General features: G+C 73.9%; 17 protein-coding genes. 12 read left to right on the forward strand and 5 right to left on the reverse strand.

Going from position 1 to position 15,324, the window contains the following annotated elements; all coding sequences use genetic code 11:
- Positions 1–23 precede the first annotated feature (23 nt).
- Together ACFWEG_RS18010 and ACFWEG_RS18015 are read right to left on the reverse strand one after the other, a co-directional pair.
- Positions 24–575, reverse strand: a complete 552-nt coding sequence (locus ACFWEG_RS18010; RefSeq protein ID WP_387216091.1) for a TetR family transcriptional regulator — start codon at positions 573–575, stop codon at positions 24–26.
- Between the two features lie 95 nt (positions 576–670).
- Positions 671–1,264 carry a helix-turn-helix domain-containing protein gene (locus ACFWEG_RS18015; protein WP_387216093.1) on the reverse strand — a complete coding sequence of 198 codons (594 nt, stop codon included), beginning with the start codon at positions 1,262–1,264 and terminating at the stop codon, positions 671–673.
- Positions 1,265–1,564: 300 nt separating this feature from the next.
- Here ACFWEG_RS18015 and ACFWEG_RS18020 point away from each other — a divergent pair, with 300 nt between their 5' ends.
- From ACFWEG_RS18020 to ACFWEG_RS18075, 12 genes are all read left to right on the forward strand, one after another.
- A complete protein-coding gene (locus tag ACFWEG_RS18020; protein WP_387216095.1) occupies positions 1,565–1,972 on the forward strand; it encodes a cupin domain-containing protein in 408 nt (135 codons plus the stop codon).
- A complete protein-coding gene (locus ACFWEG_RS18025; protein WP_387216097.1) occupies positions 1,969–3,030 on the forward strand; it encodes a methyltransferase in 1,062 nt (353 codons plus the stop codon). The genes ACFWEG_RS18020 and ACFWEG_RS18025 overlap by 4 nt, the downstream gene beginning before the upstream one ends.
- Positions 3,031–3,038: 8 nt before the next feature.
- Positions 3,039–4,058: a methyltransferase dimerization domain-containing protein gene (locus tag ACFWEG_RS18030; RefSeq protein ID WP_387216099.1), complete on the forward strand. Its 1,020-nt coding sequence runs from the start codon at positions 3,039–3,041 to the stop codon at positions 4,056–4,058.
- A 1-nt stretch (position 4,059) separates the two neighbouring features.
- Positions 4,060–5,346 (forward strand): beta-ketoacyl-[acyl-carrier-protein] synthase family protein, encoded by a 1,287-nt coding sequence (locus tag ACFWEG_RS18035; protein ID WP_387216101.1) that lies wholly within the window; start codon positions 4,060–4,062, stop codon positions 5,344–5,346.
- Entirely contained in the window at positions 5,343–6,584 is a 1,242-nt protein-coding gene (locus ACFWEG_RS18040; RefSeq protein ID WP_387216103.1) for a beta-ketoacyl-[acyl-carrier-protein] synthase family protein, read from the forward strand. The genes ACFWEG_RS18035 and ACFWEG_RS18040 overlap by 4 nt, the downstream gene beginning before the upstream one ends.
- Positions 6,563–7,045 carry a holo-ACP synthase gene (acpS, locus tag ACFWEG_RS18045; protein WP_387216105.1) on the forward strand — a complete coding sequence of 161 codons (483 nt, stop codon included), beginning with the start codon at positions 6,563–6,565 and terminating at the stop codon, positions 7,043–7,045. Before ACFWEG_RS18040 ends, acpS begins: the two co-directional genes overlap by 22 nt.
- Positions 7,046–7,089: 44 nt before the next feature.
- Positions 7,090–7,356 carry an acyl carrier protein gene (locus tag ACFWEG_RS18050; protein ID WP_387216107.1) on the forward strand — a complete coding sequence of 89 codons (267 nt, stop codon included), beginning with the start codon at positions 7,090–7,092 and terminating at the stop codon, positions 7,354–7,356.
- Between the two features lie 5 nt (positions 7,357–7,361).
- Positions 7,362–7,820 carry an SRPBCC family protein gene (locus ACFWEG_RS18055; protein WP_387216109.1) on the forward strand — a complete coding sequence of 153 codons (459 nt, stop codon included), beginning with the start codon at positions 7,362–7,364 and terminating at the stop codon, positions 7,818–7,820.
- 134 nt (positions 7,821–7,954) lie between these two features.
- Positions 7,955–8,485, forward strand: coding sequence for a methyltransferase family protein (locus ACFWEG_RS18060; protein ID WP_387216111.1), 531 nt, complete (start codon positions 7,955–7,957; stop codon positions 8,483–8,485).
- Positions 8,486–8,488: 3 nt separating this feature from the next.
- Entirely contained in the window at positions 8,489–9,343 is an 855-nt protein-coding gene (locus tag ACFWEG_RS18065; protein ID WP_387216113.1) for a cyclase family protein, read from the forward strand.
- 10 nt (positions 9,344–9,353) lie between these two features.
- Entirely contained in the window at positions 9,354–10,715 is a 1,362-nt protein-coding gene (locus tag ACFWEG_RS18070) for an acyltransferase domain-containing protein (protein WP_387216115.1), read from the forward strand.
- A 71-nt stretch (positions 10,716–10,786) separates the two neighbouring features.
- The gene (locus tag ACFWEG_RS18075; RefSeq protein WP_387216117.1) at positions 10,787–11,374 is read left to right on the forward strand and encodes a TetR/AcrR family transcriptional regulator; all 588 of its coding nucleotides are present in this window, start codon (positions 10,787–10,789) and stop codon (positions 11,372–11,374) included.
- Between the two features lie 22 nt (positions 11,375–11,396).
- Here the strand turns inward: ACFWEG_RS18075 and ACFWEG_RS18080 are convergent, their stop codons facing one another.
- The 3 genes from ACFWEG_RS18080 to ACFWEG_RS18090 all read right to left on the reverse strand — a co-directional run bounded on the left by ACFWEG_RS18080 (position 11,397) and on the right by ACFWEG_RS18090 (position 14,984).
- Entirely contained in the window at positions 11,397–12,596 is a 1,200-nt protein-coding gene (locus ACFWEG_RS18080; protein WP_387216119.1) for an FAD-dependent oxidoreductase, read from the reverse strand.
- A gap of 81 nt (positions 12,597–12,677) precedes the next feature.
- Positions 12,678–14,216 (reverse strand): MFS transporter, encoded by a 1,539-nt coding sequence (locus tag ACFWEG_RS18085; RefSeq protein WP_387216121.1) that lies wholly within the window; start codon positions 14,214–14,216, stop codon positions 12,678–12,680.
- Between the two features lie 90 nt (positions 14,217–14,306).
- Positions 14,307–14,984 carry a response regulator gene (locus ACFWEG_RS18090; protein ID WP_387216123.1) on the reverse strand — a complete coding sequence of 226 codons (678 nt, stop codon included), beginning with the start codon at positions 14,982–14,984 and terminating at the stop codon, positions 14,307–14,309.
- Positions 14,985–15,324: the final 340 nt, after the last annotated feature.

Below are 15,324 nucleotides of genomic sequence, written 5' to 3' on the forward strand. Positions count from 1 at the left end.
GCCGGGTGCGGCGCCGAACGGCCTCAGACCGCCTCCGTCCCCAGGTCCTCCGTCAGGAACCGCTGCACGACCGGCGCGAACAGCCGCACCAGGGTCTCGGTGTCCGCCGAGGCCAGCGGCTCGACCCGGACGATGTAGCGCACCATGATCAGGCCGATCAGCTGCGAGCCGACCAGGGTGGCGCGCACGGCCGCGTCGGGACGCGGGATCGCCCGGACCAGGATGCCGAGCACCTCGGTGGTCACGAAGTGCCGCAGCTGGACGGCTGCCTCCTCGTGGGAGAAGGCCGAACGGATCACCGCCAGCATCGGTTCCCGCCGCTCGCGGCTGCTCCACTGCTCCAGGAAGGCCCGCAGCATCCGCTCCCCGATCCCCTCGGGACCGCCGCCGAGCACCGCGGGCCCGATCTCGCCGGGCCGCAGCGCGTCGCTGATCGCGGCGGCGAACACCTCGCGCTTGGACCCGAAGTAGTAGTGCACCAGCGCGGCGTCGACCCCCGCCGTGCGCGCGATCTCCCGGACCGTCGTGCCCTCGTAGCCGCGGACCGCGAAGCACTCCTGGGCCGCTCGCAGCACGTCGCCGCGGGCACCCGTCCCGCCCGGCCGGCGACCGCGGCGCCGCGCCGGTGCGCCCCCCTCGGCGAGACCGCCCCCGCCGCTCCCCCCGTCCGTCACGACCGCAGCTCCCAGGGCAGCAGGTCCAGGTAGCGGCCCAGACCGGTGGTGACGGCCCCGGAGAGCGGGTCCGTGGCCGGGGCGCCGGCCCGTGAGACCAGGGCCAGACCGAGCAGCACACTGACCGCCATCGCCGTCCCCCGCTCGCTCCGTTCGGCCTCCGCCGACGCCAGCACCCCGCCGACCAGGCGGGTCAGCCGCCCGGCGAGCAGGGCGGCGGAGGCGTCGTCGGTGAGCGCGGCCGACAGCAGCGCGGGAGCGGCGGGCCACTCCGCCTCCCAGACCCGCGGCAGGACGGCGGTGAGCGCGGCGCCCTGACCGCCGCGCCCGGTCGGCGGCCGCCCGCCGCCCGGACCCGTGTGCCGCGCCGCGGCGCTCCGGGCCCGGGCTGCGTGCTCCTCCTCGCACGTCCGGAGCATCGCCAGGCGGCGGACCAGGTCCTTGTCGGCGAAGTAGTGACCGATCAGCCGCGGGTCGACCCCCGCCCTGCGGGCCACCGCCCGCAGGGTGCAGCCCGGGTAGCCGGAGTCGGCGAGCTCGTGCAGGACCGCGGTCAGGATGCGGTCCGGGGGAGTGGGGCGTTCTCCCACGGTCGGTCACCTCCGTGCCGGTTTTTTCAACTGGACGTGAATTGAGAACGGTAGGCCGCCGGCGCGCACCGCAGAAGGCGAATTCCGGGCAGGAGAACCGGCCCGGTGCGCCGGGTCGGCGGATGTCCCGGCCCCGATGGGCGAATGTCCCGTTCCGCAACCGGTCGGATGCCACCCCGGGTCGGTGAGGGGTGCCCATCGAATTTCACCCGCCGGGCAACTACTTTCGACGCGTCGGGCACCGGGCTCGTCCGCACGTGGCGAAGGGAATTCAAGGTGAAAAAGGTTCACAGGCTGGACGTGAAAGCCGAAGTCGTCCGCGAACCGGGAGCCAAGGAGGCGCTGCACCGCAAACTCATCGACACCCCGGACGGGGCGGACCGTTTCGTCCTCACGGAATTCGAGCTCTCGCCCAACGGCTCGACCCCGCCGCACTTCCACGAGTGGGAGCACGAGATCTACGTGATCGAGGGCAGCATGGGCCTCGTCAAGCCGGACGAGGGCCGCACCGAGCAGGTCGGCCCCGGGGACGCCGTCTTCATCCCCCGCAACGAGCCGCACGGCTTCGTCACCGGCCCGGACCAGAGCTGCCGCTTCCTCGTGGTGGCGCCCACCGAACGGCCTCCGGTGCGGAACTTCTTCCTGTCCGACGACCCCTACGAGTACACGCAGATGCCGGAGTACGTCGGCGCGCAGGAGGCGAAGTGACCACGACGACCGCCGTGACGACGACGCACGAGCCGGCCCTGCCGGTGGTGGGCAGCAGCGAGGACTCCTCGCGGGTCCACGGCATCCTCACCGCCTACCTGCAGTCCAAGGCGGTCTTCACCGCCCTGCAGCTCGGCCTCTTCGAGAAGCTGGAGCAGCGCCGCTACGGCATCGGCGAGCTGGCCGGCGAGCTGGGTCTGGAGCACCGCCCGACCCGTGCGCTGCTCGTCGCGCTGACCGGGCTCGACCTGGTCCGCCGGGACGGCGACACCTACGGCAACAGCCCCGAGGCCAGCCGCTACCTGGTGGCCGCCGCCCCCGAGTACATGGGCGGCTTCGCCCAGCACCAGGACTCCCACTTCGGCCACTTCGACAAGCTGATCGAGGCCGTCAAGGAGAACGCGTCGCTCAACCAGCGGGTGCTCAAGCAGGGGTACCGCGACCAGGGCGCCGCCGCGGGCGAGGGCCGCGAGGGCACCGCGCGGCTCATCCAGGCCATGCGGGTCAGCTCGCGGCTGCAGGCCGACAAGCTCGCGAAGGCCGCGCCGCTCAAGGGCACGGACCACGTCATCGACCTGGGCTGCGGCTCCGGCGACTACTCCATCGCGCTGGCCCGGCACAACCCGGAGCTGAAGGTGACCTCGCTGGACTACCCGGCGGTCTGCGACCTGGTCCGCGCCAACGTCGCCGAGGCGGGGGTCGGTGACCAGATCACGGTCCAGCCGGCCGACATCATGAACGACCCGTGGCCCGAGACCGCCACCGTCCTGCTCAGCCACGTCCTGGACGGCTACGGCCCCGAGCGCGCCTCCCACCTCATCAAGCGGATCTACGAGCACCTCCCCGAGGGCGGCCGGCTGCTGGTGCACGCGCACATGCCGTCGCTCGCCACCGGCCTCTTCCCGTACATGTTCGGGCTGATCCTGCTGGTCAACACCGAGGAGGGCGAGGTGCGCGACGACGAGGACATCCTCGGCTGGGTCCGGGAGGCCGGCTTCTCGTCGGTGGAGACGAGCAACGTCTCGCTCCTGTCCGGCCTCGTCGTCGCCACCAAGTAGGAGGCCCCGTGACCCGCGAGGGACCTCCCGGCCGGGCCGGCGGTCCGGACCCCGGCCCCCTGCTCGCGCTCAACTTCGGCTTCGCCCGGGCCCGGGTGCTGGACACCGCCGACGAGCTCGGCGTCTTCGCGGCCCTGGACGGCGGGCCGCGCACGGCCGCCGCCCTCGCCGCCGAACTGGAGTGCGACCCGGTGGGGACGGCCCGGCTGCTGGACGCGCTCGCGGAGCTGGGCCTGCTGAGCGCCGAGGAGCCGGCCGGCTACGCGCTCACCGACGCCGCGGCCGCCTTCCTCCTCCCGGCCTCGCCGTCCTACCTGGGCGGGCACTTCGCGGAGGTGCTCGACCAGTGGGACAACTGGGCCGCGCTGACGTCGCTCGTGCGCACCGGCCACCGCGGGCCGCGGGCGGCGACCCCGGCGGAGCGGGGGGAGCACCCCGGCATGTTCGCCGGAGCGTTCCCCCTGGCCGCGCCGATCGCGGCCGCGGTGGTGGCGGCCCTCGGGCTGCGCCCGGCGGGGGACGTGCTCGACTACACGGCCGGCAGCGGCGAGTGGGGCATCGCCCTGGCCGCCGCCGGCCCCGAGGCCCGGATCACCGCCCACGACCGGCCCGAACTCCTGGAGACCGCCCGGCGCCGGGTGGCGCAGACCCCCGACGCCGGGCGGTTCACCTGGGCGCCGGGCGACTTCGGGCCCCGGCCGCCGTTCCCGGACGCCGGGTTCGACCTGGTGGTCGCCGCGCACGCCGGGCGGTTCGCCGGCGCGGCGGAGACCCGACGGCTGATCGGCGTCTGCGCCCGGCTGCTCCGGCCCGGCGGGACGCTGCTGCTCGCCGACGTCATGCGGGCCGAACCGGGGGCCCCGGCGCTGTCCCGGTCGATGCTCGACCTGAGTCTGCTGGTGAACACCCGTCACGGCGGGCTGAGGGATCCCGCCGACCATCGCACGGACATGGAGCACTGCGGCCTCGTGCCGAAAGAGACCGTCACGCGGGGTCTTGTCACGGCCCTGACAGGTGAGAGGCAATGACATGCGAGAAGTAGTCGTCACCGGCCTGGGCGTCATCAGCCCGGCCGGTACCGGGACGGACGCCCTGTGGGACGTCGTGTCGTCCGGCAAGAGCGTCACCAAATCACTGGGGGAGATCAGGAGTTCCGCCCTCTTCGACTCCTTCGAATTCCTCTCGGACGCGATAGCGGAGGTCCCCGACTTCGAGGACCACATTCCCGCCCTGCCGCCCGAGATCCAGCGGCTCGACCGTTTCTCGCAGTTCGCGGTCGCGGCCTCGCTGCAGGCCCTCAGGGACGCCGGACTGGAATCCGGCGGATACGCGCCCGAGCGGACCGGCATCTCCCTGTCGACGGCCATCTGCGGAACCCCGCGGATGGAGGAGGAGTTCCTCGCCGTCACCGACCGGGGGCGCAAGCCCATCGACCCCAAGCTGGCCGGTCGCGGGCTGTACCTGGCCTCGATGTCCAACACGCCCGGGGTGGTGCTCTCCGCGCTCCTCGGCGCCCAGGGCCCCTGCGTCACCCTCTCCACCGGCTGCATCGGCGGGATCGACGCCGTCGGCCACGCCTTCGAGGCCATCCGGCACGGCGAGGCCGACGTCATGATCGCCGGCGCGAGCGAGGCCCCCATCACCCCCGTCACGATCGCCTCGTTCGAGATCATCAACTGCCTCTCCCGCGACTTCGCCGACCGCCCCGACGCGGCGTCCCGCCCCTACGACGCGGACCGCAACGGCTTCGTCCTCGGCGAGGCCTGCGGGATCGTCGTCCTGGAGGAGAAGCAGCACGCGCTGGCCCGCGGGGCGACGCCGTACATGGAGATCGCCGGATTCAGCCACACCTCCAACGCCGTCCACATGACCGACCTGCTCTCCGACGGGGAGGACCTGACCCGGGCCATGACCCAGGCGATGGCGGACGCCGGGGTGCGGCCCGAGGACGTCGACCACGTCAGCTCGCACGGCAGTTCCACCCCGCAGAACGACACCTGCGAGACCAGCGCCCTGAAGCTCGCGCTCGGCGAGCGGGCCCGTCAGGTGCCGGTCAACTCGGCCAAGTCGATGCTCGGCCACGCCCTCTCGGCCGCCAGCGCCGTAGAGATCGTGCTCTGCGCCCTCGCCTACCGGAACTCCTTCGTGCACCCCACGGCGAACTACGAGACCGCCGACCCGACCTGCGACCTGGACTACGTGCCGGGCGCCGGGCGGCCCTGGGAGGGCGACGTGATTCTCAAGGACGCCAGCGGCTTCGCCGGCCTGCACGCCGCGATGGTCACCCGCTCCGGAACCGGGGAGGCGGGCCGATGAGCGCCGTCGTCATCACGGGCATCGGCGCGGTCACCCCCGCCGGTAACGGGACGGAGGCCCTGTGGGAGTCCGTCCGCGAGGGACGGCCCGCCGTCACCGCCATCGACCGGTTCGACGCCGCCGACTACGCCTGCCCGGTCGCCGGGCAGGCCGACTTCGACGCCGCCGACCACCTGCCCTCGCGCTTCGTCAAGCGCACCGACCGCTTCACCCACCTCGCCGTGCACGCCGTCCGGCAGGCCCTGGCCGAGGCCGGGCTCACCGTCGGCGAGGACGTCCCCGCCGAGCGCACCGGCGTGATGGTCGGCAACGTGCTCGGCGGCTGGGAGTTCGCCGAGCGCGAGCTGCGCAGCCTGTGGACCGACGGGCCCCGGTCCGTCAGCCCCTACCAGGCCACCGCCTGGTTCCCCGCCGCGCCGCAGGGCAACATCTGCATCGACCAGGGCGTCAAGGGCCCCGCCCGCACCTTCGTCGCCGACCGGGCCAGCGGCGCCTACGCGCTGATCGGGGCGGCGCAGCTGCTCCAGCGCGACCAGGCCGACATGGTCATCGCCGGCGGCGTCGAGGCCCCCCTCTCGCCCTACGGCTGGCTCTGCCTGGAGACCAGCGGGCTCGGCGCCAAGGCGCGCGGGAACCTCGCACCCCACCAGCTCTACCGGCCCTTCGACGCCGGGCACGGCGGCAGCGTCTTCGCCGAGGGAGCGGTCTTCCTGATCATGGAGCGCCGCGAGACCGCCGAGGCCCGCGGGGCCGCGATCCTCGGCGAACTGGCCGGCTGGGGGCTCAGCTCCGACGGCTACATGCCGTACTACACGGTGGAGCCCACCGGCGAGGTGCTCGGCCGGGCCATGACGGCCGCCGTCGAGCAGGCCGGGATCACCGCCGGCGACCTCGGCGCGGTCTTCGCCCACGGCTCCGGCGTGCCCTTCGAGGACGTCACCGAGGGCTACGCCCTCCACGAGGCGTTCGGCAGCGCGGCCGCCGGTCTGCCGGTCACCGCGCCCAAGGCCGGCTTCGGCCACCTGCTCGGCGGCGCCGCCCCGGCCGACGCCGTACTCGCCCTGGCGGCCTCGCGCGCCGGGCAGGTCCCGCCGACGCCGAACCTCGACCGCCCCGCGCCCGGCATCGACCTGGACCTCGTCCGGGGCGCGGCCCGGGAGACCGGGGCGTGGCAGCACTCGCTGGTCGTGTCCCGCGGGCTCGGAGGGGTGAACGCGTGTCTGCTGCTGCGGAGCTGACCGAGACGGTGGCCGACGAGGTCGCCCGGCGCATCGCCAACCCCTGGGCGCTGCCCGTCCCCCCGCCCGTCCTCGGGGCCGTCACCGTGCGGGCCGTCGGCGTCGACGTGGTCGACGTCCCCCGGCTCGACGGCATGGTGCGCCGGCGCGGCGACCGGCTCGTGGCCCGGCTGCTGACCCCGGCCGAGCTGCGGCTGTGCGCCGACGCCTCGCACCGCCACCGGGTGGGCTTCCTCGCCGGCCGGCTGGCGGCGAAGGAGGCGATCGGCAAGACCTTCGGGGGCCGCGGCGCAGGCGTCGGCTGGCACGACGTCGAGATCGGCCGCGGTGCCGCGGGGGAACCGCTGCCGAGGCTCACCGGCCGGGCCGCGGAGGCCTTCCGGCTGAGCGGCCTCACCCGACTGAACATCAGCATCACCCACGAGGCCGGTGTGGCCGTCGCCGTCGCCCTCGCGGGCTGAGCGGCGCCCCGAAGGACCGACGAGGAGAGGAAGAGACAGTGCCCGTGGACACCGACATCCGGGCCGAGGTGATCTCGGTCATGCGCCAGGTCGGCTTCGAGGAGGAGGAACTGGCCGACGGCACGCGGCTGGCCGACGACCTCGACATCGACTCCACCGAACTCGTGGAGATCATCGTCGCCCTGGAGAAGCGCTTCGGCGTGAGCGTCGACGCCGACGCCGAGGACGCGTTCCTGACCGTCGGCGACCTGGTCGCCTGCATGACCCGGCTCACCCGGGTCCCGGCCGCGGCGGCCGCCGAGAAGGGATGAGGACCGTGCCCAGGATCGAGAACAGCATCGTCATCGCGGCGGACCCCCGCCAGGTCTTCGACATCACCAACGACATCGAGCGCTGGTCGGAGATCTTCAACGAGTACAGCAAGGCCAGGGTCGTCTCCGAGGAGCGCGACGGCCGCTGGACCGAGATCGTCTTCGAGCTGACCAACGAGGAGGGCGCCACCTGGCGCTCCTGGCGGATCCTCGACCACCGGGAGCTGGTGGCCGTCGCCGAACGCCGGGACCCGCTCTTCCCGTTCGGGTTCATGCACCTGCGCTGGACGTGCACCCCCGACCCCGCGGGGACGCTCATGACCTGGATCCAGGACTTCGAGCTCGACCCGGAGTTCACGGTGCCGCTGGAGACCGTCCTGGAGCGGATGAACCTGCACACCCGGGAGAACCAGGCCGGCATCAAGCAGAAGATCGAGTCGGGCGCGGTCACCGCCAGGTCCTGACGGACCCGCCCCGCGCACCCCGGGGCGGACGCGCCTTCCCCCCTTCGTCCGGCGCGCCCGCCCCGGCCCCCGCGGCCCGCCCCGCGGCCCGCACCGGTTCCGTGCTCCGACAGGACAGGAGGCACACCGCCCCCATGCCCACCTCCCCCGTACCCGCCGCGCGCCGCACCTGGCGGCCCGGGCCGCTCGCGGTCCCGGCCGTGGTCGCCGGGGTCGTCCCGACCGTCCTCGGCGGCCTGCTCCCCGGCCCCCCGCTCCCGCTGCCGCCCGCGGCCGGAGTGCCCGCCGGCGTCGGGCTCGTCCTGCTCGGGGCGTGCCTGACGGCGGACGCCGTCGACCGGGTGTACCTCCGCCAGGCGACCCCGCTGGGCGACCTGCCGCCGGAGTACCTGGTCACCGGCGGCGGTTACCGGTTCGTCAGGAACCCGATGGCCGCCGGGATGACCCTCCTCCTCCTGGGCGAGAGCCTGCTCTGGTCCGCGCCCGCCGTCGCCGGCTGGGCCGCGGTCGTGCTCGGGGTGTCCTTCGCGGCGGCCCGCCGCGTGGAGGAGCCCAGCCTGCTGAAGACCTTCGGCGAGGAGTACGGGCGCTACCGCCGCTCCACGCCCGCCTGGCTCCCCTACCCCAGGCCGTCGCGCACGGCGGCCCCGAACAGCGAGGTGTGAGACGTGACGACCCCCGCCCGCGCGCTCCCGGACTCCGCGGACGACGCATCCGCCTACATCGACCTGAGCATCCCGATCCGCCGGCAGGCCCCCGGCGTCGAGTTCGAGCAGTGGCTGCACCGCGACGGCATCGGCCACCTGTCCCGGCGCATCCGCGCCCTGCCCGGCGACACCCGCCGGGACCGGATCGTCAACCACGTCCGCTGGCTGACCGGCCGGCGGCGGCTGAGCGAGCAGGACGTGCCCGGCGGCTGCTTCCTGTCGAACGAGTTCTACCGGATGTCCGTCCACCAGGGCACCCACGTGGACGCGCCCTTCCACTACGGCCCGGAGTGCGAGGGAAAGCCGGCCAAGAAGGTCATGGACCTGCCGCTCGACTGGTTCAGCGGGCCCGGTGTCGTCCTCGACGTCCGCGACGTCCGGGGCGCGGTCACCGCCGCGGACGTCAAGGACGCGCTCGACCGGACCGGGGCGCGCCCCGGACCCGGCAGCGTCGTGCTGTTCCGCACCGACTCCGACCTGCGCCTGGGCACCCCCGCCTACTACACCGAGTCCACCGCGATCTCGCCCGAGGCCGTCGACCACCTGCTCGACCTCGGGGTCAAGGTGCTCGGCACCGACTGCTGGAGCTTCGACGGACCGGCCCGCGCGATGGTCGAGACGTTCTTCCGCACCCGTGACCCCGCCGTGCTGTGGCCGGCCCACATGCACGGCAGGAGGCGCGAGTTCCTGCAGATCGAGGGGTTGGCCAGGCTGCGCGACCTGCCCGAGGGGCCGTTCACGTTCATGGCCTTCCCCATCGCCCTGGCCGACGCGGGCGCCGCCTGGTGCCGCGCCCTGGCCCGCACCGACGTCTGAGGGGACCGCCGTGACCGCCGCCCACCTGCTGACGCTCGCCGCGCCCACCCCCGGCGGCCTCGGCGAGCTGGCCCGCGCGACGCTGGACCTGCTGACCGCCCTGGGCGCCGACTCGCCCGAGCCCCTGTGCCGCTCGCGGCGGGCCGGCGTCACCGGGGACGCCGTGCACCGGATCGCCGTGACCGGGCACAGCGCCGCCGCACTCGCCGACGCCCTGTCCGCCCACCTCGCCGGTGACGAGCACGTGCGCGGCGTCGCCGCCGCGCGGGCCGTGCCCGGCGGCCCGCGGGTCGCCTTCCTGTGCAGCGGGCAGGGCGCCCAGTTCGCCGGCATGGGCCAGGACCTGTACGCGGCCGAGCCCGTCTACCGCGAGGCCTTCGACCGCTGCGCCACCGCGGCCGCGCCGCACGTCGAGGAGCCGCTCGCCCGGTACCTCGCGCCCGACGCCGGCCCGCGCATCCACCGCCTTCCGCACGCCGCCCTGCTGACCTTCGCCGTCGGCTGCGGGCTCGCCGCGCTGTGGCGGGCGCGGGGGGTGGAGCCGGCCGCCGTCCTCGGGTTCAGCTCCGGCGAGTACCTCGCCGCGCACCTGGCCGGGGTGCTGACGGCCGAGGACGCCGTCGCGCTGCTCGCCACCGAGACCTCGCTCGCCGCCCGGGTCACCGACGGGGCCATGGCGGTCGTCGGCGCCGACGAGGAGACGGTGCGGGAGCTGCTGGCCGGTGCGGCCGACGGCACCGGGGCCCACGGGGCTGCCGAGGGGGCTCCCGGCGGAACTCCCGGTGGGGCCCTCGGCGGCACTCCCGGTGGGGCTCCCGGCCGCGCGGCGCCGTTCCCCCGGCTCGACGTGGCCGCCCTGCTCTCGCCCACCGACGTGTCGGTGTCCGGATCCGCCGCGGAACTGGGCGGGTTCACCGCCCGGCTGGCCGCGCGGGGTGTCCGGAACTCGCCGCTCCCGGTTCCGCAGGGCCTGCACTCCCCGCTCCAGGAGCCGTCCCTCGCCGCACTGCGCGCCGCGGCCGCCGGCCCGGAGTTCGCCGAGCCGCGCCTCGCGATGGTCTCCTCCGTCACGGGCAAGCGCGTCGGCCGGGACGTCCTCGCCGCCCCCGACCACTGGAGCGCCCACATGCGCGGGCCCGTCCGCTTCCTCGACGGCGTCCGCGCCCTGGACGCGCTCGGCGTCACCGCGTTCGTCGAGGTGGGCCCCGGCAAGGCCCTGACGGGTCTCGGCCCGCGCTGCCTGCCCGCCGACGCCGACCGGCTCTGGCTGGCCTCGATCGGCCGCAGCACCGACGGCCGGGCCGCGATGCTCCGCGGCCTCGGCCGCCTCTTCACCGCCGGTGCCCCCGTCCGGCTCACCGGCCCGGCGTGAGCGCCGGCCCCCGCCGCGTCGTCCCGCTCCACCCCGGGGACGCCGGCCGGTGAGCCACTAGACTTCGTCCAATGCGACAGGTGAACAGCGGCCGTCCGGCGCCCGGTCGGCCGCGCAGCGCGGAGGTGTCCCGGGAAATCGTCGGGGCCGCCCTGCAATTGCTCCGGGAACGCGGTCCGCAGGGTGTGACGATGGAAGCGGTCGCGCAGCAGAGCGGCAGCGCGAAAACCACGGTCTACCGCCGCTACCGGGACCGCTACGCCCTGCTGCGGGCCGCACTCGATTTCGTCGAGGGCATGCCGGAGCCGCCCGCCGAACTCTCCACGCGGGAACGGCTCGGATTTCTTCTCGGGCAGTTCCGCCACGGTCTCGAGGACGTGGTCGGAATGCGCGCCGTGGCCGCGCTGCTGCGCGGGGACGAGGATCCCGAATTCTCCCGTGCTTTCCGCGAGAGCGTGCTCCAGCCGCGGATCGACGTGCTTCTCGCCGCGCTCCGCGACGGAATCGCCGCGGGCGACCTGAGGGCCGACCTCGACTGCCCGACCGTGGTGAGCATGCTGGCCGGTTCGTTCATCGCGCGCTCCGCGATGCAGGGCGCGGTGCCGGCCGACTGGGCCGACACCGTCCTCGACACCCTCTGGCCCGCCGTCAGCGCCTGACCGCCGGGCCGGAGGGAGCCGGTCAGCCGACCCGCTCGGGCCTGACCCCGACCCCGATGAACCGGGCCGTCCAGCCGTTGAGGAAGGGGAAGCGCCGCACGACCCGGGCCGCGAAGGGGCGCTCCACCGTGGAGCCGCGGTCCTTCGGGTAGAGGTCGGCGAGCATGTGGATCTGCGCCAACTGCACCGCGCGCACCGGCAGTTCCCTGCGCCGCTGCACCCGGCGCAGCTCGTCGGCGGTCGGCACCCGCCCCGCCTTCAGGGCCGGGCCGAGCATCCGGGCCGCGGCCACCGCGTCCTGCACGGCCAGGTTGATCCCGACGCCGCCGGCCGGCGACATCGCGTGGGCCGCGTCGCCGATGCAGAGCAGGCCCGGCCGGTACCAGGTGCGCAGCCGGTCGACCCGCACGCTCAGCAGTTTCACGTCGTCCCAGTCGCGGATCTCCCGGGTGAGCCGTTCGCCGAGTGCGGTGTCGACGGCGGCGACGTCCGCCCTCAGCCGCTCGACGCCCTCGCCGCGCACGTGCTCGTAGGCGCCCTGGGGGATGACGTAGGCCATCTGCCAGTAGTCGCCGCGGTCGATGGTGATGAGGACGAAGCCCTCGCCGGTGTGCAGGAAGGTCAGGTCCTCGCCCGGCGACCGGCTGAGCCGGAACCACAGCACGTCCATGGGCGCCTTCGACGCGGCGGGCCGCAGCCCGGCCGAGGCGCGCATCGTCGAGTGCCGGCCGTCGGCGGCGATCACCAGGTTCGCCCGCAGTTCGAGGTCGCCCTCGGGGGTGCGGGCCCGGACCCCGGTGGCCCGCCCGCCCTCGCGGACGAGCTCCACGGCCTCCGCCTTCTGCACGAGCCTGAAGTTCGGGTAGGCGGCGCCCTTGGAAGCGAGGAAGTCGAGCACGTCCCACTGCGGCATGAAGGCGATGTAGGGGTACTTGCCGCCGATCTTGGAGAAGTCGGCGAAGTCGGTCCGGCCGGCGGGGGTCTCGACCGTGATGGTGGAGACCCTGCTGTGCGGCAGCCGCAGGAACTCGTCGATCCAGCCCAGCTCCTCGATCACCCGGAGCGTGGAGGGATGGACGGTGTCCCCGCGGAAGTCGCGCAGGAAGTCCCCGTGCTTCTCGACGACGACGACCTCGACGCCCTGCCGGGCGAGCAGCAGGCCCGCCATCATGCCGGCCGGACCACCGCCGACGACGACGCACGTGGTCTGTTCGGTACGCACCGCGATGACTCCTGGGGTGTGGGGAACGAAGGACGCGGCGGGGCTCGGCGGCCGGCGGCCCCGCCGGTGGTGCTGCGGCTCTCAGTGGCCGGCGACGGCGGGCATCCGCTCCTCGCCGACCTCGATGTCGCGCTCCCTGATCAGCGGGACGACGGCCAGCGCCCCGACGAAGGCGACGATCGCGGCCAGGACGAGGATCGAGTTGAGTCCGTCCACGAACCCGGCCTTGGCGGCCTCGGCGAACAACCCCCGCTCCTGCGCCGGGAGTTCCCCGATCACCTTGCCCAACTGCCCGGAGGAGACCGCGTGGCCGAGCTCCCCGGCCCGGTCGGCCAGGGGGGTGCCGGCCAGTCCTTCGCCCACCGAGTCCTTGACCCGGTCGGCGAAGACCGCGCCCATCACGGCCACGCCGAGCGCGATGCCCATCGAGCGGAACGTGTTGCTGAGCCCCGACGCGACGCCGGCGCGGGCGGGCTCGACCGCGCCCAGGGCGGCGGCCACCACGTTGGGGTTGACCAGTCCGACCCCGAGGCCGGTTACCAGTTGCCCGACCAGCAGGGCCGTCCAGTCGTCGGCGGGGTCGAGGCCGCCCATCAGCAGCAGCCCGACGCCGATGCAGGCCAGGCCGCCGGAGACCAGCCAGCGGGCCGGGGCGAGCGAGCCGAGCCGGGCGGCGATCGCCGAGGCGACGAAGATCGACAGGGTCAGGGGCAGCAGGCGCAGCCCGGCCTCCAGCGGTTCGAGGCGGAGGACGGTCTGCAGGTAGAGCGTCAGGTAGAGCAGCAGGGCGAAGGCGGTGGAGCTCATCGCCAGCACCCCGATGCTCGCGCCGGTGGTGGTGATCCTGCTGAACACGGCGCCCGGCAGCATGGGGTTGCTGCGGGTGCGCTCGACCGTGACGAAGCCCGCCAGGGCGACCGCGGCGAGCGCGAACGCGCCGAGGACCTGGCCGCTGGTCCAGCCCGCCTCGTTGGCGCGCAGCAGGGCGAAGGACAGCGAGCCGAGCGCGGTGCTGAGGGTGAGGAAGCCGGGCCAGTCGACCGGCCCGGAGGTCTCGGCCCGCGACTCCGGCATCCGCAGCAAAGCGCCGACCAGCGCGAGGGCCCCGATCGGGAGGTTCACCAGGAAGATCCAGCGCCAGCCGGCGGCCTCCACCAGGAGGCCGCCCGCCAGCGGGCCGACGGCGAGCGCCGCACCGCTGATCGCGCCCCAGACCGCGAGCGCGAGATGGCGGTCCTTGGTGCCGGGGTAGGCGGCGGCGAGCAGCGCCAGCGAGGTGGCCAGGAGCGCCGCCGCGCCGACGCCCTGGAGCACCCGGGCGAGGTTCAGGACCAGTGGGTCGCCCGCGATGCCGCACAGCAGCGACGCCACGGTGAACGCCGCCATGCCGACGGCGAAGACCAGCCGCCGGCCGTAGCGGTCCGCCAGCGACCCCGCGGTGAGCAGGGCCGCCGACAGCGCGACGGCGTAGGCGGCGACCACCCACTGCAGATCGGTCAGCGAGGCGTCGAGTGCCTCCTCGATCTCGGGCAGGGCGATGTTCACGATCGTGACGTCGAGCAGCAGCATGAAACTGCCCACGCACACGAGCACGAGGGTCCACCAGCGGTTGCCGCTCACAGGTCGCTCCTCCTCGAAGATCAATTAGATACGCTACTCGCAGCGTATCGTAATGAGGCGAAGGCCTGCAAGATTGCCCGGGGCGTGCGGTCAGGTCTCGGACGGGAGTCCGTGCGGCAGCACCTCCTGACGGCCGAGCGAGCGCTTGGCGTACAGCGCGGTCTGGACGCGGTTGGGGGTCCCGAGCTTGGCGTAGATGCGGCTGAGGTAGTTGCGCACCGTCTTCGGGCTGATCCCCAGGTGGCTGGCGATATGGCCGGTCTCGTGGTCGTCGGCCACCAGGGAGAGGATCTGCCGCTCCCGGCGGGTCAGGCCGGCCAGCGGCGAGCCGTCGTCCGTGTGGCGACCGCTGGCGAACCGCAGGACGAGTTCCGCCGCCGTGCCGGACAGCGACGCCCCGTCGCGGTGGACGGCGAGCAGGGTCTGGCGCAGTTCCTCGCGGCCGATCCCCCGGGACAGGTAGGCGTTCGCCCCCGCGAGGAACGCCTCCCGGACGAAGACCGGCTGCTGGTGGGAGGTGAGGACGACGATGCGGACGTGTGCCGAGTCCCGCCGGATGAGGCGGGCGGCGTGCACCCCGCCCGTCCCGGTGACGCTGGGACTGGTGACGACGATGTGCGGCCGGTGCGTCCGCAGGCCCTCCAGGGCCGAGTCGCCGTCGGAGGTCGCGGAGACCACGTGGAAGTCGTCGAAGCTGTCGAGCAGGCTGCGTAAACCGTCGAGCACGATCTGTTCGTTGTCGATCAGGAGGACTTTTATTGCTGCCATCGGCGATCCCTCGGTTCGCGTGCACAGGATGAAACGCGACCACGGCCGGACGCCGGACGGCGTCCGCGGCAGGTGCATTCCCTGGTCGGTGAAATAACTGCCCTCGCCGCCGGACTCTACCCGTGGAAGCCGGGTCGGCCGATTTTTTTTGGCCAACACTTGGGGGAGCGGTGCGCCGAAATGGTGAGTTAACCGTTCCGTTCCCCTAAGCGGGGGCCGCAATTCCGGATAAGGGATTCGTTACCGGTTCAACATTCGGCGCTCTTCTGGAATTCGTTGCGGGGGGAATTCAATTCGGGAGCGCTCCCGGTAAAGGAGTCGGGCCCGGCCCGCTCCCCGC

This window comes from Streptomyces sp. NPDC060194 (genome assembly GCF_042728285.1).
In the GTDB taxonomy this organism is placed as follows: domain Bacteria; phylum Actinomycetota; class Actinomycetes; order Streptomycetales; family Streptomycetaceae; genus Streptomyces.

Bases quoted from the DNA above. Each gene is read 5' to 3' on its own strand.
- ACFWEG_RS18035 (WP_387216101.1), top strand. From the start codon at position 4,060: ATGCGAGAAGTAGTCGTCACCGGCCTGGGCGTCATCAGCCCGGCCGGT.
- ACFWEG_RS18040 (WP_387216103.1), top strand. From the start codon at position 5,343: ATGAGCGCCGTCGTCATCACGGGCATCGGCGCGGTCACCCCCGCCGGT.
- ACFWEG_RS18060 (WP_387216111.1), top strand. From the start codon at position 7,955: ATGCCCACCTCCCCCGTACCCGCCGCGCGCCGCACCTGGCGGCCCGGG.
- ACFWEG_RS18075 (WP_387216117.1), top strand. From the start codon at position 10,787: ATGCGACAGGTGAACAGCGGCCGTCCGGCGCCCGGTCGGCCGCGCAGC.
- ACFWEG_RS18090 (WP_387216123.1), bottom strand. From the start codon at position 14,984: ATGGCAGCAATAAAAGTCCTCCTGATCGACAACGAACAGATCGTGCTC.